This window comes from Curtobacterium sp. MCLR17_059 (assembly GCF_003234665.1).
Classification (GTDB): Bacteria; Actinomycetota; Actinomycetes; order Actinomycetales; family Microbacteriaceae; genus Curtobacterium; species Curtobacterium flaccumfaciens.
The window spans coordinates 145,693-166,712 of sequence record NZ_QKSU01000004.1; the positions used below are offsets into that span (position 1 = coordinate 145,693).

21 protein-coding genes are annotated in these 21,020 nt (G+C 71.2%); 10 read left to right on the forward strand and 11 right to left on the reverse strand.

Annotated elements, in window-relative coordinates:
* Nucleotides 1-74: 74 nt before the first annotated feature.
* Nucleotides 75-1,334: a M18 family aminopeptidase gene (locus DEJ12_RS07945; protein WP_111029591.1), complete on the forward strand. Its 1,260-nt coding sequence runs from the start codon at nt 75-77 to the stop codon at nt 1,332-1,334.
* A 406-nt stretch (nt 1,335-1,740) separates the two neighbouring features.
* On the opposite strand, the gene DEJ12_RS07950 is transcribed toward DEJ12_RS07945, so the two are convergent.
* Nucleotides 1,741-2,487 carry a DUF6264 family protein gene (locus tag DEJ12_RS07950; protein WP_111029592.1) on the reverse strand — a complete coding sequence of 249 codons (747 nt, stop codon included), beginning with the start codon at nt 2,485-2,487 and terminating at the stop codon, nt 1,741-1,743.
* Nucleotides 2,484-3,548 (reverse strand): 4-hydroxy-3-methylbut-2-enyl diphosphate reductase, encoded by a 1,065-nt coding sequence (locus DEJ12_RS07955; RefSeq protein ID WP_081827167.1) that lies wholly within the window; start codon nt 3,546-3,548, stop codon nt 2,484-2,486. Before DEJ12_RS07955 ends, DEJ12_RS07950 begins: the two co-directional genes overlap by 4 nt.
* Before the next feature lie 126 nt (nt 3,549-3,674).
* Here DEJ12_RS07955 and xseA point away from each other — a divergent pair, with 126 nt between their 5' ends.
* The 5 genes from xseA (at nt 3,675) to DEJ12_RS07980 (ending at nt 8,060) form a co-directional block, all read left to right on the forward strand.
* Entirely contained in the window at nt 3,675-4,910 is a 1,236-nt protein-coding gene (gene xseA, locus DEJ12_RS07960) for an exodeoxyribonuclease VII large subunit (protein WP_111029593.1), read from the forward strand.
* Between the two features lie 71 nt (nt 4,911-4,981).
* Complete coding sequence (locus tag DEJ12_RS07965) at nt 4,982-5,227, forward strand: exodeoxyribonuclease VII small subunit (protein WP_017886728.1); 246 nt, start codon at nt 4,982-4,984, stop codon at nt 5,225-5,227.
* Complete coding sequence (locus DEJ12_RS07970; protein WP_111029594.1) at nt 5,224-5,859, forward strand: DUF4245 domain-containing protein; 636 nt, start codon at nt 5,224-5,226, stop codon at nt 5,857-5,859. The genes DEJ12_RS07965 and DEJ12_RS07970 overlap by 4 nt, the downstream gene beginning before the upstream one ends.
* Before the next feature lie 56 nt (nt 5,860-5,915).
* Entirely contained in the window at nt 5,916-6,530 is a 615-nt protein-coding gene (locus DEJ12_RS07975) for a carbonic anhydrase (RefSeq protein ID WP_027464510.1), read from the forward strand.
* Between the two features lie 126 nt (nt 6,531-6,656).
* Nucleotides 6,657-8,060 (forward strand): aspartate ammonia-lyase, encoded by a 1,404-nt coding sequence (locus DEJ12_RS07980; RefSeq protein ID WP_111029595.1) that lies wholly within the window; start codon nt 6,657-6,659, stop codon nt 8,058-8,060.
* A gap of 93 nt (nt 8,061-8,153) precedes the next feature.
* Here DEJ12_RS07980 and DEJ12_RS07985 read toward each other — a convergent pair whose 3' ends face one another.
* From DEJ12_RS07985 to DEJ12_RS07995, 3 genes are all read right to left on the reverse strand, one after another.
* Nucleotides 8,154-9,515 (reverse strand): PhoH family protein, encoded by a 1,362-nt coding sequence (locus DEJ12_RS07985; protein WP_175330838.1) that lies wholly within the window; start codon nt 9,513-9,515, stop codon nt 8,154-8,156.
* Between the two features lie 521 nt (nt 9,516-10,036).
* Nucleotides 10,037-11,146, reverse strand: a complete 1,110-nt coding sequence (locus DEJ12_RS07990; RefSeq protein WP_071406125.1) for an aminotransferase class V-fold PLP-dependent enzyme — start codon at nt 11,144-11,146, stop codon at nt 10,037-10,039.
* Nucleotides 11,147-11,231: 85 nt separating this feature from the next.
* On the reverse strand, nt 11,232-12,017 hold the full coding sequence (locus tag DEJ12_RS07995) for an isoprenyl transferase (RefSeq protein WP_110864496.1): 786 nt from the start codon (nt 12,015-12,017) through the stop codon (nt 11,232-11,234).
* 96 nt (nt 12,018-12,113) lie between these two features.
* Between DEJ12_RS07995 and DEJ12_RS08000 the strand changes: the two genes are divergently transcribed.
* On the forward strand, nt 12,114-12,827 hold the full coding sequence (locus tag DEJ12_RS08000) for a hemolysin III family protein (RefSeq protein WP_071406128.1): 714 nt from the start codon (nt 12,114-12,116) through the stop codon (nt 12,825-12,827).
* A 181-nt stretch (nt 12,828-13,008) separates the two neighbouring features.
* Here the strand turns inward: DEJ12_RS08000 and DEJ12_RS08005 are convergent, their stop codons facing one another.
* Nucleotides 13,009-13,314 (reverse strand): hypothetical protein, encoded by a 306-nt coding sequence (locus DEJ12_RS08005; RefSeq protein WP_017886736.1) that lies wholly within the window; start codon nt 13,312-13,314, stop codon nt 13,009-13,011.
* Nucleotides 13,311-14,201 (reverse strand): mycothiol conjugate amidase Mca, encoded by an 891-nt coding sequence (mca, locus tag DEJ12_RS08010; RefSeq protein WP_027464504.1) that lies wholly within the window; start codon nt 14,199-14,201, stop codon nt 13,311-13,313. Before mca ends, DEJ12_RS08005 begins: the two co-directional genes overlap by 4 nt.
* Before the next feature lie 19 nt (nt 14,202-14,220).
* On the opposite strand from mca, the gene DEJ12_RS08015 reads away from it, so the two are divergent.
* Together DEJ12_RS08015 and greA are read left to right on the forward strand one after the other, a co-directional pair.
* Complete coding sequence (locus tag DEJ12_RS08015; protein ID WP_017886738.1) at nt 14,221-14,712, forward strand: DUF4307 domain-containing protein; 492 nt, start codon at nt 14,221-14,223, stop codon at nt 14,710-14,712.
* A 71-nt stretch (nt 14,713-14,783) separates the two neighbouring features.
* Nucleotides 14,784-15,272 (forward strand): transcription elongation factor GreA, encoded by a 489-nt coding sequence (greA, locus tag DEJ12_RS08020; protein WP_017886739.1) that lies wholly within the window; start codon nt 14,784-14,786, stop codon nt 15,270-15,272.
* Nucleotides 15,273-15,404: 132 nt separating this feature from the next.
* On the opposite strand, the gene ilvA is transcribed toward greA, so the two are convergent.
* Together ilvA and DEJ12_RS08030 are read right to left on the reverse strand one after the other, a co-directional pair.
* The gene (gene ilvA, locus DEJ12_RS08025; protein ID WP_071406124.1) at nt 15,405-16,664 is read right to left on the reverse strand and encodes a threonine ammonia-lyase; all 1,260 of its coding nucleotides are present in this window, start codon (nt 16,662-16,664) and stop codon (nt 15,405-15,407) included.
* Nucleotides 16,665-16,712: 48 nt separating this feature from the next.
* Nucleotides 16,713-17,972 carry an AI-2E family transporter gene (locus tag DEJ12_RS08030; protein ID WP_051596497.1) on the reverse strand — a complete coding sequence of 420 codons (1,260 nt, stop codon included), beginning with the start codon at nt 17,970-17,972 and terminating at the stop codon, nt 16,713-16,715.
* 92 nt (nt 17,973-18,064) lie between these two features.
* Here DEJ12_RS08030 and DEJ12_RS08035 point away from each other — a divergent pair, with 92 nt between their 5' ends.
* Complete coding sequence (locus tag DEJ12_RS08035) at nt 18,065-19,348, forward strand: winged helix-turn-helix domain-containing protein (RefSeq protein ID WP_111029596.1); 1,284 nt, start codon at nt 18,065-18,067, stop codon at nt 19,346-19,348.
* A 4-nt stretch (nt 19,349-19,352) separates the two neighbouring features.
* On the opposite strand, the gene DEJ12_RS08040 is transcribed toward DEJ12_RS08035, so the two are convergent.
* Both DEJ12_RS08040 and DEJ12_RS08045 read right to left on the reverse strand, forming a co-directional pair.
* Complete coding sequence (locus DEJ12_RS08040; RefSeq protein WP_071406122.1) at nt 19,353-20,255, reverse strand: M48 family metalloprotease; 903 nt, start codon at nt 20,253-20,255, stop codon at nt 19,353-19,355.
* 19 nt (nt 20,256-20,274) lie between these two features.
* A complete protein-coding gene (locus DEJ12_RS08045; protein WP_027464499.1) occupies nt 20,275-20,856 on the reverse strand; it encodes a LemA family protein in 582 nt (193 codons plus the stop codon).
* Between the last annotated feature and the right edge of the window lie 164 nt (nt 20,857-21,020).

Genomic DNA, 21,020 nt, shown 5'->3' on the forward strand with positions numbered 1-21,020 from the left:
GAGGAACGGGGTGCGTCCGACGGACGCGCCCCGTTCTGCGTCGGGTCGCCTCCACCGCGTGCCACGATGGGCGGGTGACCGTCGACGCCATCGCCTCCGAGTTCGCCCAGTTCGTCACCGAGTCGCCCACCGCGTTCCACGCGGCGGCGGCGACCCGTGACCGTCTCGTCGCAGCCGGGTTCACCGAGCTGTCCGAGCTCGACGCCTGGCCGACCGAACCCGGTGCGTACGTGGTGGTCCGCGACGGCGCCGTCATCGCGTGGCGCCTGCCCGACGGTGCCGTCCCGACGACGCCGTTCCGGATCCTCGGCGCCCACACCGACTCCCCCGGCTTCCGCGTGAAGCCGAACCCCGGCGTGCGCACCGGGGGCTGGGAGCAGCTCAACGTCGAGGTCTACGGCGGGGCGCTCCTGTCGACCTGGTTCGACCGTGACCTGCGGATCGCCGGCCGCGTCGTCGACGCCGACGGCAGCGTGCGGCTCGTCAGCACCGACGCCGTCGCCCGCATCCCGAACCTGGCCATCCACCTCGACCGCGGGGTGAACGACGGCAAGGAGATCGACCGCCAGCGCCACACCCTGCCGATCGTCGGGGTCGACGGCGACGCCGGTGGGACCTCCGTCGTGGAGTGGCTGCTCGCCCGGCTGGGCGAGGGCGCGGTGTCGTGGGACCTGTTCCTCGCCGACACCCAGGCGCCGGCCCGGATCGGCATCGAGCGGGAGTTCCTGGCGTCCGGCCGGATGGACAACCTGACGAGCGTGCACGCCGGACTCCGGGGCATCGTCGACGCTCCCACCGATGGTGACCACATCCCGGTGTTCGCGGCGTTCGACCACGAGGAGATCGGGTCGTCGACGCCGTCCGGTGCCGGTGGTCCGTTCCTCGAGGACGTCCTCGGCCGTGTGCAAGAGGGCCTCGGCGCCACCCGCTCCGAAGCCGCCCGGGCGTTCCGTGCGTCGTGGCTGCTGTCGAGCGACGCCGGGCACCTGGTGCACCCGAACCAGCCGGAGAAGCACGACCCGACGAACCGTCCGCGCCCCGGGGCCGGACCGCTGCTGAAGATCAGCGCGAACCAGCGCTACATGACCGAGGCGAAGGGCGAGGCCGTCTGGGCCGCCGCCTGCGAGACCGCCGGTGTGCCGTGGCAGCCGTTCGTCAACGTGAACACGATCCCCGGCGGCTCGACCATCGGCCCGATCGCGGCGACCCGGCTCGGGATCCCGACGATCGACATCGGCGTCGGGCTGCTGTCGATGCACTCGATCCGGGAGCTCGTGCACGTCGACGACCTGGCTGCCCTGCACGGAGCGGTCGCGGCGTTCCTGGCCGGCTGACCTCCGGCTGCTGGCTGGGGTGGTCACGACTCCCCGCACGCGGAGGGCCGAGGGGTCACAAACTGTCGGTTGCGCCGGTGCCAGACGACACTTCGTGACCACTCGACGGCGAGGCCGCGGCGTGTTGCGACTACTCGGCGGTGGCTGCTGCGCTCGCCCGGGAGGCTGACGACGCTCGCCAGAGGGGCACCGGCACCGCGGCTGGCCGACGGACGGGCTGCCGAGAGGTCATGACTCCCCGCGCGCGCAGGGTCGATGGGTCACGAACTGTCGGTCGCGCCGGTGCCAGACGACACTTCGTGACCACTCGACGGCGGGCCCGCGGCGTGTTGCGACCACTCGGCGCGCGGATGCCGGCGCCGTGAGCCCGGCGGTCAGGCGGTCAGGCGGTCAGGCGGTCAGGCGGTCAGGCGCCGGACTGTCGCAGCATGAAGTCGACGAAGGCCTGGTCCTGCATGACCACGACGACGAACGCGATCGTGCTGATCGCCGTGGCGACGACCGCGCCGACCAGCGGCACCCAGAACGTCCGCTTCCGTGCGCGGAGCCGACGGATGGACCACCAGGCGACCAGGGCGAAGACGACCACGTTGGTGATCGCGGCGATGGCGGCCGCCGTGCTCAGGGCGCTCGGGTCGTTCAGCGCCGTGTACTGGGTCTCGAGGGTGCGCCGCACGGTGGAGGCGACCTCGCCCACGGACAGGGACTGCACCACGGAGACGAGCCCGAAGGCGAGCAGCCCGACGGTGAGCACGAAGTCGGCCGGTGTGCGACCGAACCGGCTGCGGGCCATCGACCGCTGCGCCCCGGCAGGGACTGCACCAGAGCGAGCGTCCGCACCGGCGCGTTCGCCGCGGACGCCGTCGCTCGGAGCAGCGTCGCGCACGCCGGTGGCGGGGGCCTGGTCCTGCCGCTCCCGTGCCTGGCGCTCCCGCTCCTGGCGTTCCTGCTCGACGAGGACCGGGTTCACCCAGCCCTCTGGTGCGTACTCGCCGTAGCCGGGGGCGGGACGGCCCCGGGGCCGACCGTTCGCGGGACCGGCGGCCGACGTCGCGGACGCACCCCGGGCCTCCTGGCCGGTACCAGCGCCGGCGTCGCCGTGGTTCGCCGGGTCGCGACGCGGGACCGAGGACCAGCCGTCCGAGCCGCTCATGCCCGACGCCCGCCGAGCGCGCGCGTCGGGTTGCCCGAGGCGTCGGTGCGGAGCTCCTTGGGGAGCGAGAACATCAGGTCCTCGTGTGCGGTGACGACCTCTTCGACGGCGGCGTAGCCGGCGTCGGCGAGCTGTTCGAGCACCTCGGCCACGAGTTCTTCCGGCACGGACGCACCGCTCGTCACGCCGACCGTCTCGACACCGTCGAGCCACTCCTGCTGGATCTCCTCCGCGTAGTCGACGCGGTGGGCGGCACGGGCACCGTGCTCGAGCGCGACCTCGACGAGGCGGACGCTGTTCGACGAGTTCGCGGAGCCGACCACGATCACCAGGTCGGCGCCGGGCGCGACCTTCTTGATCGCGACCTGGCGGTTCTGGGTGGCGTAGCAGATGTCGTCCGACGGGGGGTCCTGGATGGCCGGGAACTTCTCGCGCAGCAGCCGCACGGTCTCCATCGTCTCGTCGACGCTGAGCGTGGTCTGCGACAGCCAGACGAGGTTGTCCGGGTCGGGGACCGACAGCGCGGCGACGTCGTCGGGGCCGTTCACCAGGATCGTGCGGTCCGGGGCGTGTCCCATGGTTCCCTCGACCTCTTCGTGGCCGGCGTGGCCGATCAGGATGATGGTGCGCTCGGCCTTGGCGAACCGGGTGGCTTCGCGGTGGACCTTGGTGACGAGGGGGCAGGTGGCGTCGATGGCGTGCAGGTCGCGCTCGGCGGCACCCGCGACGACGGCCGGCGACACACCGTGCGCGCTGAAGACGACGTGCGAGCCCCGGGGGACCTCGGCCACGTCGTCGACGAAGACGGCACCGCGCTGCTCGAGCGTCGAGACCACGTGCACGTTGTGGACGATCTGCTTGCGGACGTAGACGGGCTCACCGTACTGCTCCAACGCCTTCTCGACCGCGACGACCGCACGGTCCACCCCGGCGCAGTAACCACGGGGGGCCGCGAGCAGCACCTTCTTGGGTCCGGCGACCGGTTCGTCACGCAGTCGGCCCCGTGCCGCGTGCACACGCGGCGGGGCGAGCGGGACCGTGTGGCCGTTGGTGATCGTCACGTCCCCGATGATAGGTGAGCGGCACGCACGCGACCTGGGCGCGCGGGGTGCCTGTGGAGAACACGACGTCCGTCCCCTGTCACCGGTCTCGGGCACGATGGACGTCCCAGCAGGACGAGGAGCGACATGGCGATCGAACAGGGCCCGCCGACGGCCGACAACCCGTGGCCGGTGGCGCTCCTCGGCGCGAAGCTCCGCGACTGGATCGACCGGCTCGGCACCGCGTGGGTCGAGGGCGAGATCACGCAGTGGAACGTCGCCGGCGGCAACGTGTACGGCAAGCTCAAGGACGTCGAGGTCGACGCCACCGTGTCGTTCTCCATCTGGTCGAGCGTGCGCTCCCGGGTGCCGGCGGACATCAAGCAGGGCGACCGCGTCGTCGCCGCCCTCAAGCCGAACTACTGGGTCAAGGGCGGCTCGCTGACCATGCAGGTCGTCGAGATGAAGCACGTCGGGCTCGGTGACCTGCTCGAACGCCTCGAGCGTCTCCGCCGCACCCTCGCCGAGGAGGGGCTGTTCGACCCGGCTCGCAAGCAACGTCTGCCGTTCCTGCCGCACCGCATCGGCCTGATCACCGGCAAGGACTCCGACGCAGAGAAGGACGTCAAGCGGAACGCGCAGCTGCGGTGGCCCCAGGTGGAGTTCCGCACCGTGCACACCGCCGTGCAGGGCGAACGGACCGTGGGCGAGGTCACGGCGGCGATCCTCGAGCTCGACGCCGACCCCGAGGTCGACGTCATCATCATCGCGCGCGGCGGCGGCGACTTCCAGAACCTGCTCGGCTTCAGCGACGAAGGGCTCGTCCGTGCGGCGGCCGCGGCGTCGACCCCGATCGTCTCGGCGATCGGCCACGAGGCCGACCGCCCCATCCTCGACGAGGTCGCCGACCTGCGTGCCTCGACCCCGACGGACGCCGCCAAGCGGGTCGTGCCCGACGTCGCCGAGGAGCTCGCCAACGTGCGGGCAGCCCGCGCTCGGCTCGGGCTCCGGCTCTCGCACACGCTGTCGGTCGAGGCCGACCGGCTCGCCGCGCTGCGGTCGCGCCCGGCCCTGGCGTCGACCGCGTGGCTCGTCGACACCCGTGCGGAAGAGGTCGCCCGCGACCTGTCCCGCGCCCGCGAACTGCTCGACCGCCGACTGGAGCGCGGGCACTCCGAGGTCGGGCACCTGACCGCCCGGCTCCGGGCACTCTCGCCGCGGGACACCCTGCGCCGCGGGTACGCCATCGTGCAGCGGGCCGACGGGGGTGTCGTCCGCGGCACCGACGACCTGTCCGGAGCGACGCCGGTGCACGTCACGCTCGGTGCCGGCACGGCCACGGGCACGCTCGAACCGGACGGCCCCGGCCCGGACGGCTCCTGACCACCACGGGTGTTCTCCACAGCCTGGGTCCGGGCGACGGATCGTCGGTGGACGCTCGGTAGGATCGACCCGTGCCATCCCAGCAGGAACCCGAGCAGACCGACGTCCAGTCGCTGAGCTACGAAGCGGCCCGCGACGAACTCGTGCGCGTCGTGAGCGAGCTCGAACAGGGCTCCGCGACCCTCGAGCGTTCGCTGGCGCTCTGGGAGCGGGGCGAAGCCCTCGCCGCCCGGTGCGAAGAGTGGCTCGTCGGCGCCCGCGCACGGCTCGACGCGGCCCGTGCCGCCAGCGATGCCCAGGACGGCTCCGGGCGATGACCGACCCCGACGGCCGCCCGATCGTCGCCGAGCTCGGTCGCCCCGAGACGGCAGAGGAGACCTGGGCCCGCAAGGACGCCGCCCGCACCGCCCGCCGGCAGCACCAGACCGCGTTCAACCTGGTCATCGCGCTCATCGCCTCGCTCGGCATCGTGCTGTTCCTGGTGGCGGTCGTCGTCCGGCCCGACACCACGGTGGACCGCACCGTCGACTACCAGCAGATCGCGGCGAAGGCGAACGTCGACGACGTCACCCTGGTGGCGCCTCCGCTGCCCGACGGCTACAGCGCCAACCGCGCAGACTTCGCCAGCAAGACCACCGACGGCGTGGACGTCTGGACCGTCGGCTTCGTGACGCCGGACAAGCAGTACCTCGGTCTGCAGCAGGGCATCGACGCCAACGCCTCGTGGGTGTCGAACCAGCTCGACCAGCGCCCGTCCACCGGTGACCGCACCATCGGCGACACGGAGTGGACCGTCTACGACCGCCGCGCCGAGGGCACCGATGCCGGCAACCACGCGTACTCGCTCGTCTCGACGTTCGGCAAGAACACGATCGTGCTCTCCGGCACCGCCGACGACAAGGCGTTCCGGACCGTCGCGACCGCCGTCTCCCGAGAACTGACCGAGTAGACGACGGGCACCGCCCCGCCAGTCACCACCCCGTCCCACCCGAACCGAGGAGCCCCATGCCCGACCGCGCCGCCTCCACCCCGTCCGACGCCCTGCGCCTGCTGGTCGACGGCAACGCCCGCTTCGCCGCCGACAAGCGCCGGATGGGCCGCGTGGACCCGGACCGCCGCACCGAGCTCGAAGGATCGCAGTCGCCGTTCGCGACCGTCCTCGGCTGCTCGGACTCGCGGGTGCCGTTCGAGCACGTCTTCGACGCCGGCATCGGTGACCTGTTCGCCATCCGCAACGCCGGCCAGATCGTCGACGACGTCGTGCTCGGCTCGATCGAGTTCGCGGTCGTCGCACTGGGCACGCCCCTGGTCGTCGTGCTCCGGCACACCCGGTGCGGTGCCGTCGCGGCAGCGCGCTCCGGTGAGCCCGTCCCCGCTCCGCACCTGCAGGCCCTCGTCGACGCGATCGCCCCGAGCGTCGAGAAGGTCCGACTCACCGACGCCGAGCTCCCGCAGGAAGCCGTCGGCGCCGCACACCTCGAAGCCACTCTCCGCCAGGTGATCGAGCGCTCCGGCGCGGTCTCCGACGCCGTGGCCGAGGGTAGATTGGCCGTCGTCGGGGCGACGTACGACCTCGCCACCGGAGAAGTCACCATCGACACCGTCGTCGGCCAGGTCTGACCGACCCGACGACGACCGAGCCAGACGAAGAGCGACTCCGACGACGACCGCCCCGGCGACCCCGGGGCGCAGGCACGGGCCGGCGCGACCGCGACCGGCGAGCACCCCAGGAAGGACCACGACGACGTGACCGACACCACCCCGACCGAGTTCCGCATCGAGCACGACACCATGGGCGAGGTACGGGTGCCGAAGTCGGCGCTCTACCGTGCCCAGACCCAGCGCGCCGTCGAGAACTTCCCCATCTCGGGCACCGGGCTCGAGTCGGCGCAGATCGTGGCGCTCGCACGGATCAAGCGTGCGGCGGCCATCGTGAACGGTGAACTCGGCGTCGTCGAACCCGCCGTCGCCGACGCCATCGCCGGCGCCGCCGACCTGATCATCGGCGGCCAGCACCACGACCAGTTCCCGGTCGACGTCTACCAGACCGGCAGCGGCACGTCGTCGAACATGAACATGAACGAGGTGCTCGCGACACTGGCGTCCGACATCGCGGGCTCGGCGGTCCACCCGAACGACCACGTCAACGCCTCGCAGTCGTCGAACGACGTCTTCCCCACCTCCGTGCACGTCGCCGTGACCGAGGCACTGCTCCGCACGCTCGTGCCCGCCCTCGAACACCTCGCCGAGTCCCTCGAAGCGAAGGCCACGCTCTGGGCCGACGCCGTGAAGTCCGGCCGGACGCACCTGATGGACGCCACGCCCGTCACCCTCGGGCAGGAGTTCGGCGGTTACGCACGCCAGATCCGCCTGGGCATCGAGCGGGTGCAGGCGACGCTCCCCCGCGTCGCCGAGGTCCCGCTCGGCGGCACCGCGGTCGGCACGGGCATCAACACCCCAAAGGGCTTCCCGCAGCGGGTCATCGCCCAGCTCGCGAGCGACACCGACCTGCCGATCACCGAGGCCGTCGACCACTTCGAGGCGCAGGGCGCGCGTGACGCCCTGGTCGAGGCCTCCGGTGCGCTCAAGGTGCTCGCCGTCAGCCTGACGAAGATCAACAACGACCTGCGCTGGATGGGCTCCGGTCCGAACACCGGCCTGGGCGAGCTGCACATCCCCGACCTGCAGCCCGGCTCCTCGATCATGCCGGGCAAGGTGAACCCGGTGATCCCCGAGGCCACCCTGATGGTCGGCGCCCGGGTCATCGGCAACGACGCCACCATCGCCTGGGCCGGTGCCTCGGGTGCGTTCGAGCTCAACGTCGCCATCCCGGTGATGGGCACGGCGCTGCTCGAGTCGATCCGCCTGCTGGCGAACAGCTCGCGGGTGCTCGCGGACAAGACCATCGACGGGCTGCAGGCGAACCTCGAGCGTGCCCGCGCCTTCGCGGAGTCCTCACCGTCGATCGTCACCCCGCTCAACCGGGTCATCGGCTACGAGGCTGCGGCGAAGGTCGCGAAGTACGCCGTCGCCGAGGGCATGACCGTGCGCGAAGCCGTCGTGGCCCTCGGCCACGTCGAGCGCGGCGAGGTCACCGAGGCGCAGCTCGACGAGGCGCTCGACGTCCTGAGCATGACCCACCCGAACTAGCGCGACGCTCCTGGCGCGCCCCCAGGACGGACGGGAGGCCCGGTGCCAGCTGGCACCGGGCCTCCCGTCCGTCCGATGGCGGCTCGACGCGCGCTACACCAGGTCAGGCGAGTCCAGCAGGTCGGTGACCAAGGCGGCGATGGCGGAGCGCTCGGACCGCGTCAGCGTGACGTGCGCGAACAGCGGGTGCCCCTTGAGCCGCTCGATGACCGACGCGATCCCGTCGTGCCGGCCGACCCGCAGGTTGTCGCGCTGCGCAACGTCGTGGGTGAGCACGACCCGCGAGTTCTGACCGATGCGGGAGAGCATCGTGAGCAGCACGTTCCGTTCGAGCGACTGCGCCTCGTCGACGATCACGAAGGCGTCGTGCAGGGAGCGGCCGCGGATGTGGGTCAGGGGCAGCACCTCGATCAGGCCGCGCTCGACCACCTCGTCGAGGACGTTGTCCGACACCACCGAACCGAGGGTGTCGTAGACGGCCTGCGCCCACGGGTTCATCTTCTCGCCGGCGTCGCCGGGCAGGAAGCCGAGGTCCTGCCCGCCCACGGCGTACAGCGGCCGGAACACCATGATCTTCTTGTGCTGCTGCCGTTCGAGCACCGCTTCGAGTCCGGCGCACAGGGCGAGCGCTGACTTGCCCGTGCCGGCGCTGCCGCCGAGCGAGACGATGCCGATCTCGGAGTCGAGCAGCGCGTCGATGGCGAGCCGCTGCTCGGCCGAGCGCCCGCGGAGGCCGAAGACCTCGCGGTCGCCGCGCACCAGTGCGACGGCGCCGGCGACGTGCACGCGGCCGAGGGCCGATCCGCGTTCGGAGTGGATGACGACGCCGGTGTTCACCGGGACGCCGTCGAGCTTCGAGGACCGGATCTCCTCCTTCTCGTACAGGTCGGACATCTGCTCGCCGGACACCTGCAGGTCCGCGATGCCGGTGTAGCCCGAGTCGACCGCGAGTTCGGCGCGGTACTCCTCCGCCGCCATGCCGATCGACGACGCCTTGACCCGGAGCGGCAGGTCCTTCGACACGACCACGACGTCGAGTCCGTCGTTCTTGAGGTTCGACGCGACGGCGAGGATGCGGGAGTCGTTGTCGCCGAGCTGCAGGCCCGACGGCAGGACGGACTGGTTGGAGTGGTTCAGTTCGACGCGGAACGAGCCGCCGTCGCCGATCGCGATCGGGAAGTCGAGCCGCTCGTGCTCGATGCGCAGTTCGTCGAGCAGCCGGAGGGCCTGCCGGGCGAAGTACCCGATCTCCGGGTCGTTGCGCTTCGCCTCGAGTTCGCTGACGACCACCACGGGCAGGACCACGGCGTGCTCGGCGAAGCGGAACAAGGCCCGCGGATCGCTGAGCAGCACCGATGTGTCGAGCACGTACGTGCGCTGGGCGACCGATGTGGACGAGTCCGCGGTGTGCTGCTGCTGTGCTCCGCGAGAGACGTTCTGAGAGGTCACGACCACTCCATCCCCGGGCCGCGACGGGCCCGGTCCTGTCCTCGAACGCGGCCACGGAGCGGGTCCCGAAGCACCGACTGTGGCCGCTTCGATCGGGCGCGGTGCCCGATGGGGACAACGTACGTCCGGCCCCCGACACCCCGACAGCGACACGCGGTTTCCGGAGTTACGGTCGCGTGAACAACGCGAGCGTGGCTCGCGACGCCGCGCGCGGCGGTGGCGTCGAAGGGTCACGAACCGACGGGTGCGGCGGCGCCGGCCGACAGATGGTGACCACTCGGCGGACGTGAGCGGGGTGCCGTGACCGCTCGCGTGCTGCGGACGGGAGGCCCGTGGCGGCCTGGCACCGCGCCTCCAGGCCGTCCGTTGGTCGCGAATCGTCGCGCGCGCAGCGCCGAGTGGTCACGAACCGTCGGGTGCGACGGCGCCAGGCGACAGGTGGTGACCACTCGGCGGACGTGAGCGGGGTGTCGTGACCGCTCGCCGGACGCGGACGGGAGGCAGCAAGCGCAGCAGCCCAGCCGCTGCTACTGCATCGTGGCGTACGAGACGCAAGCGTCGCGGAACATGTCCAGGGTCTCGTCGGTGGTCGACGGGAACACGGACACCCGCGCGACGCCGAGCCGCGTGGTCGCGGTGACGCCGTGGTTGTGCATCGCGGCGGACAGGGCCGTCACGCGACCCTGCGTCGGCCGGAGCACCACGATGCCGGCGCGCTCGGCCGGGTCGCGGCTGGACTCGACCTCGAGCCCGAACTCGTCGGCGATGGCGAACACGCGCTCGACGCGGTCGGTGACCCGCTCCTGCACGGCGGCGACGCCGACCGCGGTGAGGCGCTCGAGCGACACCGCGAGCCGGGCCTGCGCGACCGGGTCGATGCGGGACATCTGGAAGCCGGCGGCCCCCGGACGCACCGCGGGGACCTCGGTGGGCCAGCCGGACGTGCCGTGCGGGCCGGACAGCGCCGGACGGATCCGGTTCAGGGCGCGGTCGCTGAACGCCACGAACCCGGTGCCCCACCCGGCGTGCAACCACTTCTGCCCGCCGGTGGCGACCACGTCGGCGACCTCGTACGGGGCGTCGACGACGCCGAAGCCCTGGATCGCGTCGACGATGAGCAGGCGGTCGCCGATGACCTCGCGGATGGCGGCGAGGTCGGTCAGGTAGCCGGTGCGCCAGTCGACCAGGGACACCGCGACGGCGGTCACCTCGTCGGACAGGCGCTCACGGATCAGCTCGGGGGTCACCCAGCCGGCACCCGACTCGATGACGACGGGCTGTACCCGTCCACCGGTGGCCGAGGCGGCGCTGGCCAGTGCGAGCGGCAGCGACGGGTACTCGTCGGCGGACACGAGCACGCCCCCGGTCAGGCCGAAGGCGGTGTGCAGCAGGCCCGGGGTCGTCGCGGCCTGCGAGACGACCTGGTCCTCGCGGCGGCCGACCAGGCGGGCGGCGACGGTGCGGACGCGGGCGTCCTGCTCGTCGAGGGTCTCCATGGCGCCGAAGCGCATGTGTGCCTGGATGGTGCCGAGCACACGCTGCTCCTCGAGCACGGCGGTCTGCACGGGGCCGAACGCAGCGTGGTCGAGGTAACCGGGGTCTTCGGAGAAGCCGGCGGCGTACTCGTCGATGTTCACAGGTGGTGCACCTTTCACAGGGTTGAACCCTGAGAGCCTACTGGGACGCGGCTCCGCCGACGAACCCGGTGCGGGAGGTGGCTGCTCAGCCGCCGAAGCGACGCGACCGGAGCCCGAAGTCGCGGACCGCGCGGAGGAAGTCGACCTCGCGCAGGTCCGGGTAGAACGCCTCGACGAAGTAGAACTCGCTGTGCGCGCTCTGCCACAGCATGAAGTCGGAGAGCCGCTGCTCGCCCGAGGTCCGGATCACCAGGTCGGGGTCGGGCTGGCCCTGCGTGTACAGGTGGTCGCCGATGAGCTCCGGCGTCAGCACCTCGGCCAGGGTGTCGATGGTGCCGCCACCCGCGCCGTGCGCCTGCACGATGCTGCGCATGGCGTCCGCGATCTCACGACGGCCGCCGTACCCGACGGCCAGGTTGACGTGGAGGCCGGTGCGCCCGGCGGTGCGCTGCTCGGCCTGTTCGAGCGCGGTCACCAGGTTGTCCGGCAGCCCCTCGTTCGACCCGACGTGCTGCACGCGCCAGTCACGGTTGTCGGCCAGGACCCCGGCGAGGTCGGCGATGATGCCGACGAGTTCCTCGAGCTCCTCGCCGCCGCGACCCGTCAGGTTGTCGGCCGACAGCAGGTACAGCGTCACGACCTCGATGCCGAGGTCGTCGCACCACGTCAGGAACTCCGGGATCTTCGCGGCGCCGGCGCGGTGGCCGTGTGCGGCGGACTCGAGCCCGAGCTGCTTCGCCCAGCGGCGGTTGCCGTCCACGATCATGGCGACGTGCTTGGGCTTCGCTGCCCCCTCGAGCTGGCGGCGGATCCGGCGCTGGTAGGCGCGGTAGAGGATCCCTCGCCCTGTCCATCCCGCCGTCCCGGTCACGCACCGAGCGTAGTGCACCACCGACACCAGATCCCTGAGGCTCCCGCTCTGCGGACACGTGGCTGTCGTTCGGGGTCAGGCCCTATGGTCGGGACCATGCAGGACGAGCACGAGACCGGAACACTCCCCCACGTCCCGTTCACGGAAGAGGCGTCGGCGACCGCGACCGCCGCCGAACCTCGTCCGGCCTGGCGCGGCTGGATCCACCTTGGCGCGTTCCCGTTCGCGATCGCGATGGGGATCGTCCTGATCACCCTCGCCGACAGCACCGCCGCGAAGGTCGGCAGCGCCGTGTTCATGGCGACGTCGCTCGCGATGTTCGGCGTCTCGGCGACCTACCACCGGTTCCCGTGGGGGCCGAAGGTGAAGGCCGTGCTGAAGCGCATCGACCACACCAACATCCTGCTGCTCATCGCCGGCACCTACACGCCCGTCGCGATCTGCGCCCTGCCGCACACCCTGATGGTCGTCGTGCTCTGGGTGATGTGGTCGGGCGCCGCGCTCGGCATCGCGTTCCGGGTGCTCTGGATCAACGCGCCCCGCTGGCTGTACGTGCCGATCTACCTGGTGCTCGGGTGCGCTGCGCTCGGACTGCTGCCGCAGTTCTTCGCGGCGAGCGTCCCGATGACCGTGCTCATCCTGTCCGGCGGCGTCGCGTACATCATCGGGGCCCTGGTCTACGGCTTCAAGCGGCCGAACCCGGTGCCGACGCAGTTCGGGTTCCACGAGGTGTTCCACGCCCTGACCGTGGTGGCGTTCGGTGCGCAGTGGGTCGGCGTGCTCATCGTCGCGCTGGACCCGGTGCGCTGACCGTCGCACGTTCCTTCCCAGAACGGGTGCGATGCCTGGTGGTTCCGGGCGTACTCACCAGGAAGTTCCGACCAGGTACGCCCGATTCGACCAGGTACGCCCGGTTCCGGCAGGTGCGCACGAGGCGGACTGGAGGCCCGTGGCGGGATCGCCACGGGCCTCCAGTCAGTACCCGGTCGCGTCAGCCGCGCTCGGTGTCGTCGCCGACGTCGGCTCGGCCGTCCTCGGCCGCCCGCCGCTCCGGCTCGTCCGTCGCGGTGCCGTCGCCCGCGGTGCCGTTCGCCTCGGCCTCGAGCCGCTCACGCACCTCGGCACGGTAGCGGGTCCGACGGATGCGTCGGGTCATGTCGACCACGAGCAGGATCGTCACGATCGCGACGAGTGCGATCGCGATGAACCCGACGACACCCGGGGTGACGTCGACGTCGGGGACGACCGAGGGGCTGGGGCTGGGGGTGGCGGCGAGTGCCGCCGCGATGGTGCTCACGAGGTCGGTTCCTTGTCGGCTGGGATCCCGGCGAACAGGTCGGTCTCCGGGAGTTCGGTCGGCACGCGTGCCTCCACGAGCTGGTAGTCCTCGGTCGGCCACACCGTCGCGAGGAGGTCGTTCGGCCAGTAGAAGAAGGCACTGTCCGGTGCGACCTGGCTGGCGTGCGCGCGGAGTGCGGCGTCACGCTGGTCGAAGTACTCGTGCACGTCGACGTGGGTGGTGGCGAGGTCGGGCCGGTCGGCGAACCGCTCGACCCACTCGCGCAGCTGCTCGATCGCGGGGCTGTCCGGGTCGCGCTCCTGCAGGGCTTCGAAGATCGTGCTGAAGCGGCGCGGGTTCATCGTGCGCTCGTAGTAGAGCTTCGCGATCGACCACGGGGCACCGGCGGACGGGTACGCCGACGGGTCGGCGGCGGCGGACCACGCGGCCATCGACACCTCGTGCGTGCGGATGTGGTCGGGGTGCGGGTAGCCGCCGTTCTCGTCGTAGGTGACGAGCACGTGCGGGCGGAACCGGCGGATCACGCGGACGAGGGCCTCGGTGCTGTACTCGAGCGGCACCGTGGAGAACGTGCCCGGCCGGACCGTCTCGCCCTTCTCGGCGTCGGGCAGCCCCGAGTCGTGGTAGCCGAGCCACACGTGGTCGATGCCGAGCGCCTGCTGCGCCGCGGCCATCTCGGTGCGGCGGTACCCGGCCATGTCACGGTGGGCACGGCTCGTGGCCGGCTCGCCGAGTTGGTCGTTCAGGATGTCGCCGGCCTCGCCACCGGTGCAGGACACGACGAGTACCTGGTGCCCGTCGGCCACGTACTTCGCGGCGGTCGCGGCACCCTTGCTCGACTCGTCGTCGGGGTGGGCGTGGACGGCCAGCAGACGGTAGGGCACGTGGGGTTCCTCACTGCGGGTGAGCGGCGTCGGACGCGGGCAGCGCACAGCATCGCGTGAACTACCCTGGGATCAGGATATCCACCCCGGGAGCCCCGAACTGTCCGAACAGCACCAGACCGCCACCCTCGACGAGCGCTACGGCCGCACCCCGGCCCGCAAGCGCCGCAGCCGCCTCTTCGCGATCGTCGCGGCCATCGCGGTCGTCGTGGTCTTCGGTGCGTGGGTGATCTGGGCCGGGCTCGACCAGTCCGACCGCGGCCTCGACCAGGACGTCATCGGGTACGAGGTGCTGTCCGAGCACAGCACCGTCGTCCACTCGCAGGTGTCCGTCGACCCGGGGGTCGAGGCGAAGTGCGCCGTGCAGGTCCTCGACAAGAGCTACTCGATCGTGGGCTGGAAGGAGATCACCGTGCCGGCGTCCGAACAGCGCAGCCGGAGCATCTCCACGCAGGTCACCACGACGACGCGGGGCGTGACCGGCTTGATCCACGACTGCTGGATTCCCTAGACTGTCCTGATTCGCCTCTCGAGACCGACCACTCGGCCGGTCTCGTTTTTTCATGGTCGAAGGGACAGAACATGAGCAACGACACGCAGGTCACCTGGCTGACCCAGGAGGCGCACGACCGTCTCAAGGCGGAGCTCGACGAGCTGAGCGGCGAGGGCCGTGCCGAGATCGCGCGCCGCATCGAGGCCGCTCGCGAAGAGGGCGACCTCAAGGAGAACGGCGGCTACCACGCCGCGAAGGACGAGCAGGGCAAGATCGAGGCACGCATCCGCGTCCTCACCGAGCTCCTGAAGCACGCCACCGTCAGCGAAGCGGAGTTCGACGGCACCGTCGAGCCGGGCACCGTCGTCACGGCGGTCATCGCCGGCGACGAGTCCACCTTCCTGGTCGGCAGCCGCGAGATCGTCGCCGAGGGCTCGGACCTGACGGTCTACAGCCCGGTCAGCCCCGTCGGCGCGGCCATCGTCGGCCTCAAGGCCGGCGACAAGGCCACGTACACGGCGCCGAACGGCAAGGAGATCGCCGTCGAGGTCGTCAAGATCGAGCGCTACGAGCCGTAGACCCGGCCCACTGCAGACGGGAGGCCCGTGGCGACACCGCCACGGGCCTCCCGTCTGTCAGCTGGTCGCGCCCAGAGCGCGCACCGCATTTCCGACAGTCCACGCGTCGAACGACTCGTGGATCGTCGCGGACTAGTGCTCGAGGAGTTCCGGGCGGAAGCCGACCTCGTGGAGGCGCTGGATGACCTCCTGCGCGTGCTCGGGGCCGCGCGCCTCGATCGACAGGTCCAGCGCCACCTCGTTGATGACCAGGCCCTGCCCGTGGCGGGTGTGCAGCACCTCGACCACGTTCGCGCCGGCGTCCGAGATGACCTGCGCGACGCGGGCGAGCTGACCAGGACGGTCCGGCAGCATGATGCGGATGCCGATGTAGCGCGAGGCCGCGACGAGCCCGCGGGTGATCACGCGCTCCATCATGAGCGGGTCGATGTTGCCGCCGCTCAGCAGCACCACGGTGCGGCCGGTGTCGCGGACGGCACCGGACATGATCGCGGCGACGCCGACGGCCCCCGCTGCCTCGACCACGAGCTTGGCGCGCTCGAGCAGGACGAGCAGTGCTCGGGCGGTGTCGTCGTCCGAGACGGTGACGATGTCGTCGACCAGGTCGCGGATGATCGGGAAGTTCAGGTCGCCGGGGCGCGCCACCGCGATGCCGTCGGAGATGGTCGGCTTCGTGGTGATGGTGACGGGCTCGCCGGCGGTGATCGACGACGGGTAGGCCGCAGCGTTCTCGGCCTGCACGCCGATGACCCGGATCGGCCGTCCGAGCCGTTCGGCCATGCCCTTCACGGCGAGCGCGATGCCGGAGATGACGCCGCCGCCACCGATCGGCACGACGACGGTGTCGACGTCCGGCACCTGGTCGATGATCTCGAGGCCGAGCGTGCCCTGCCCGGCGATCACGGCCGGGTGGTCGAACGGCGGGATGAACACGGCGCCGGTGTGGGCGGCGAAGTCCTTCGCGGCGCTCAGCGCCTCTTCCACGGAGTGGCCGCGCAGCACGACGTCGGCGCCGTAGTGGCGCGTGGCCTGCAGCTTGGGCAGGGCGACCCCGACCGGCGTGAAGATCGTCGCGGGGATGCCGAGCTCGCGGGCGGCGAGGGCGACACCCTGCGCGTGGTTGCCGGCGCTCGCGGCGACGACGCCCTTGGCGCGCTGCTCAGCGGACAGGGTCGAGAGCCGGTTGTAGGCACCGCGCACCTTGTAGGCACCGGTGCGCTGCAGGTTCTCGCACTTCAGGTGCACCGGCGACCCGAGCAGCTCGGCGAGGAACTGCGACGTCTCCATCGGGGTGACGCGTGCGACGCCCTTGATGGTCTCGCGCGCCGCCTCGATGTCCGCGAGGGTCGGGATCGCGGCGAGCGTGTGCGGGGAGGCGCTGGTGTCGGTCACTCCCCCATCATCGTCGTTCCGGGGCCCCGCGGCGAACTCGTGTGACGCTCAGTTGGTGCTGGCGGTGTCTTCTTCGGCCGAGGGACCGGAGTCGACGCCCGGTGCCGGGACGTCGTCCCCGACCTTGTGCCGACGTCGTCGGAGCAACTGGATCTGCCCGTGCTGCCCGCGCTTCGGCGTCGCTTCGAGGACGTGGTCAGAGTCGAGCCGCCGCCAGCGTCCGCTCGCGATGGTGGTGACCATGGCGTTCAGCGTCGCGATCAGCGGCACGGCGAAGAAGGCTCCGGCGATGCCGGCGAGCCCGGAGGCCGCGGTGACACCGAGGACGACCGCCAGCGGGTGGACCTTGACAGCGTTGCCCATGACGAGCGGCTGCAGGATGTGACCCTCGATCTGCTGGACCAGCAGGACGACGCCGAGCACCAGGACCGCCGCGAGGGGACCGTTGAAGATCAGCGCGACGAACACCGCCAGGAAGCCCGTGACGATGGCACCGACGACCGGGATGAACGCGCCGAGGAACACGAACGCGGCGATCGGGATCACCAGCGGCATGCCGCCGAAGAAGAGCCCGACGATGAAGGAGCCCAGGCCGATGCCGACCGCGTCGACGAAGGCGACGAAGATCTGCACACGGATGAAGCTCGTCAGGGTGATCCAGCCGGCGACACCGGCGCCGTCCACCGCTGCGCGGGCCTTCTTCGGGAACAGCCGGACGGACCAGCGCCAGACGTTCTTGCCGTCGATCAGCAGGAAGATCGTGGTGAACAGGATGATGAAGAGCGCTTCGAAGGCGTGCGTCGCACCCGAACCCGCGCTGGCGACCCCGGACAGGATCGACGCGGAGTTGTCCTGCAGCCACTTCGTGCCGTCGTCGAGCCAGCCGTTGACGTCGGACTGGCTGATGCCGAACCCGGAGCTCAGGACGAAGTCCTTGATGTTCGCGTACTGGTCGACCGTCCGGTCACGCAGGGACGGGTAGGACGCGATGATCTGGTCGACGACGAGCCAGATCAGGCCACCGAGCGCCGCGATGCCGCCGAGCAGGCTCATCACGACGGCGAGCCACTTCGGCACGTGGTGCCGCTGCAGCCAGTTGGAGATCGGCACGAGGAGCGCCGAGACCACGATGCCGACCAGGAAGGGGATGAGGATCTCGCTGAAGACGGTGACGAGCCAGATGAAGACGGCGATCACGCCCACGACGACGAGCGCCCGCCACGACCACGCGCCGGCGATGCGCACGCCGACCGGGACGGATTCCTCGACCACGGGGTCGGGGTGTGTCTGCTTGCTTCCCCATGCCATGGCCCGAGTGTATCGATGTGCTTCCCGTCAGGTGCCAGATACGGCATACGTTCGTGGACGCTCATGTCGGCGGGGTTCGGTAGCGTCGCGGCATGCCCAGGTCGACGCTCTCCGCCGCCGAGGCCCGCCGGGTCGCACTCGCCGCGCAGGGGTTCGGACGGCCACCCGCTGAGCCGGTCTCGACGCGCGCGCTGAACGCCGCGTTCGGCCGGCTCGGGCTGCTGCAGATCGACTCCGTCAACGTGTTCGAGCGCAGTCACTACCTGCCGCTCTTCGCCAGGCTCGGTGCGTACGACCGGTCGACGCTCGACCGGCTGACGCTCGGCCGATCCGGCCCGTACACCGAGTACTGGGCGCACGAGGCGGCGTTCATCCCCCGCGACGACCTGCGGCTGTTCCGGTGGCGGATGGACGCCCTGCGGGAGCGGGACGCCGGCCCCACCCGGGTCGACGGCGTCACGCGGACCGCTGCCGTCCGGCGCGAACTGCACGCCCTGCTCCGGGCCGAGGGGCCGATGCGGGCGAGCGCGGTGGAGCACGAGTCGAACGTGCGACGCGGCCCCTGGTGGGGGTGGAGCGACGTGAAGCTCGGGCTCGAGCAGATGTTCCGCTGGGGCGAGGCGGTGAGTGCCGGACGAGCCGGGTTCGAGCGGGTGTACGCCCTGCCGGAGCAGGTGCTGCCCGCGGGCTTCCTCGAGACCGCCCCGCCGCGTGCCGACGCCGTGCTCGAGCTCGTGCGCCAGGCCACACGGGCGCTCGGCATCGGCACCCGAGCGGACATCGCGGACTACTACCGACTGCGCTCCGACGACACGGCCACCGCGATCGCCGAGCTCACCGACGCGGGCGAGCTCCTGCCGGTGCGGGTGGAGGGCTGGGGCGAGCGGGCCTGGCTGCACGTCGGGGCTCGGGTCCCCCGGCAGCTGACGGCGGACGCGGTGCTGAGCCCCTTCGATCCGGTCGTCTGGTTCCGGCGGCGGGCCGAGCGGATGTACGGCTTCCACTACCGGATCGAGATCTACACGCCGGCGCCGAAGCGGGTCTTCGGCTACTACGTGCTGCCGGTGCTGCAGGACGACCGGCTCGTCGGGCGGATCGACCTGAAGAGCGACCGGCAGCGCGGTGTGCTCCGCGTCCGGACCGCGTGGCAGGAGCCGGGCGAGCACCTGGACCCCGAGCGGCTCGCCGACACACTGCGACGGACCGCGAGCTGGCAGGGTCTCGGCGCGATCGAGGTGACCGACCGAGGCACCGCTGCTGCGGCCGTCGCCGGGGCGCTCGGAGTGCCCCTGGTGCCGCACGAGTCCGCTGACGACGCGGACACCCCCGAACCGATCGAGACGGCCGAGGACACGGTCGCCGACGGCATCGGCTGACCCGTCAGAACCGGTCGGCGTTCGCCCGCAGCCGCGCGATGCGGTCGGGCAGCGGCGGGTGCGTCGAGAACAGTCGGTCCATCACACCGGGGCGCATCGGGTCGGCGATCCACAGGTGCGCCATCGAGGAGTTCTGCGTCTGCATCGGTCGGCCGTACGCGCCGAGCTTCTCGAGGGCCCGGGCCAGGCCCTCCGGGTGCCGGGTCGTCATCGCACCCGTCGCGTCGGCCAGGTACTCGCGCTGCCGGGACACCGCCGCCTGCACGCCGGCCGCGGCGATCGGGGCCACGATGACGGCGACGATCCCGGCGATGAGCAGCACCGGGTTGGCGCTGCCGCCGTTGTCCGAGTTGCGGTTCCGCCCGCCGGACAGGCCGCTGAAGATCGAGATGCGGAGCAGGACGTCGGCGATGAGGCCGACGGCCACGACGAGTCCGAAGACCATCGTGGACACCCGGATGTCGTAGTTCCGGACGTGTCCGAGCTCGTGCGCCATCACGCCCTGCAGCTCCTGGTCGTCCATGAGCTCGAGCAGCCCCGTCGTCGCCGCCACCACCGCGTGCTCCGGGTCACGCCCGGTGGCGAAGGCGTTCGGCGAGGGATCGGGGATGACGAACACCCGGGGCATCGGCATGCCGGTCGCGATGGCGAGGTTCTCGACGGTGCGCCACAGCCGTGGTTCGGAGGCACGGTCGATCTCGACTCCACCGGCGATCGCGGTGGCCTGTCGTGCCGCCAGGAAGTACTGCAGCACCGCGTACCCGAGCGCGACCACGAGCACGATGAAGCCGATCGAGACGTTGCCGGCGAGGTACCCGCCGAGGAACCCGAGCGCGCCGATGATCAGCAGGAACACCAGGACGATGACCACGGTGTTGCGCTTGTTCCGCGCGATGGCGCTGTACACGTCGGATCCGACGGTGGGGTCAGAACTGGACGCGCGGCGGCTCGGCGATGGCCGCCGGCTCGTTCGTCTCGAAGAACGGGGCCTCGGAGAAACCGCGGTTCTTCGCGAACGTGGAGTTCGGGAACACCCGGATCTTCGTGTTCAGCTCACGCACGCCACCGTTGTAGAAGCGGCGGGCGGCCTGGATCTTGTCCTCGGTGTCGACGAGCTCGGACTGCAACTGCAGGAAGTTCTGGCTCGACTGCAGCTGCGGGTACCCCTCGGCCACCGCGAACACGCTCTTGAGGGCCTTCTGCATGTGCCCCTCGGCGGTGGAGGCCGTGTCGGCGTCACCGGCGGACAGGGTCTCGGCGCGGGCCTTCGTCACGTCGTCGAAGACCGCCTTCTCGTGCGTGGCGTACCCCTTGACCGTGTCCACGATGGTGGGGATCAGGTCGGCGCGGCGCTTCAGCTGCACCGAGATGTCGCTCCAGGCCTCGTCGACCCGGACCTTGAGCGTGACGAGGGAGTTGTACGTCACCCAGAGGTAGATCCCGATGATCACCAGGACGACCACCACCACTCCGACGACGATGAGCGTCGTGACGAGTCCGGTGTCCATGCGGGCGTACTCCTTTGCGCGTCGGGATCCGCGGTGCTGCGTTGGCCTGAACGGCCATCGTGAAGTCTATCGACGCGCTGAGCATGCTCCGTTCCGTGAGCAGTGTTCACGGCCGATTCCCGAGTCACGCACACCGGGTTCCCGGACTGCGGCCCGATCCCGAA

Coding starts and splice junctions, on each gene's coding strand:
- DEJ12_RS07950 (WP_111029592.1), bottom strand. CDS start 2,487: ATGAGCGGCTCGGACGGCTGGTCCTCGGTCCCGCGTCGCGACCCGGCG.
- xseA (WP_111029593.1), top strand. CDS start 3,675: ATGGCGATCGAACAGGGCCCGCCGACGGCCGACAACCCGTGGCCGGTG.
- DEJ12_RS07970 (WP_111029594.1), top strand. CDS start 5,224: ATGACCGACCCCGACGGCCGCCCGATCGTCGCCGAGCTCGGTCGCCCC.
- DEJ12_RS07975 (WP_027464510.1), top strand. CDS start 5,916: ATGCCCGACCGCGCCGCCTCCACCCCGTCCGACGCCCTGCGCCTGCTG.
- DEJ12_RS08000 (WP_071406128.1), top strand. CDS start 12,114: ATGCAGGACGAGCACGAGACCGGAACACTCCCCCACGTCCCGTTCACG.
- greA (WP_017886739.1), top strand. CDS start 14,784: ATGAGCAACGACACGCAGGTCACCTGGCTGACCCAGGAGGCGCACGAC.
- DEJ12_RS08030 (WP_051596497.1), bottom strand. CDS start 17,972: ATGGCATGGGGAAGCAAGCAGACACACCCCGACCCCGTGGTCGAGGAA.
- DEJ12_RS08035 (WP_111029596.1), top strand. CDS start 18,065: ATGCCCAGGTCGACGCTCTCCGCCGCCGAGGCCCGCCGGGTCGCACTC.
- DEJ12_RS08045 (WP_027464499.1), bottom strand. CDS start 20,856: ATGGACACCGGACTCGTCACGACGCTCATCGTCGTCGGAGTGGTGGTG.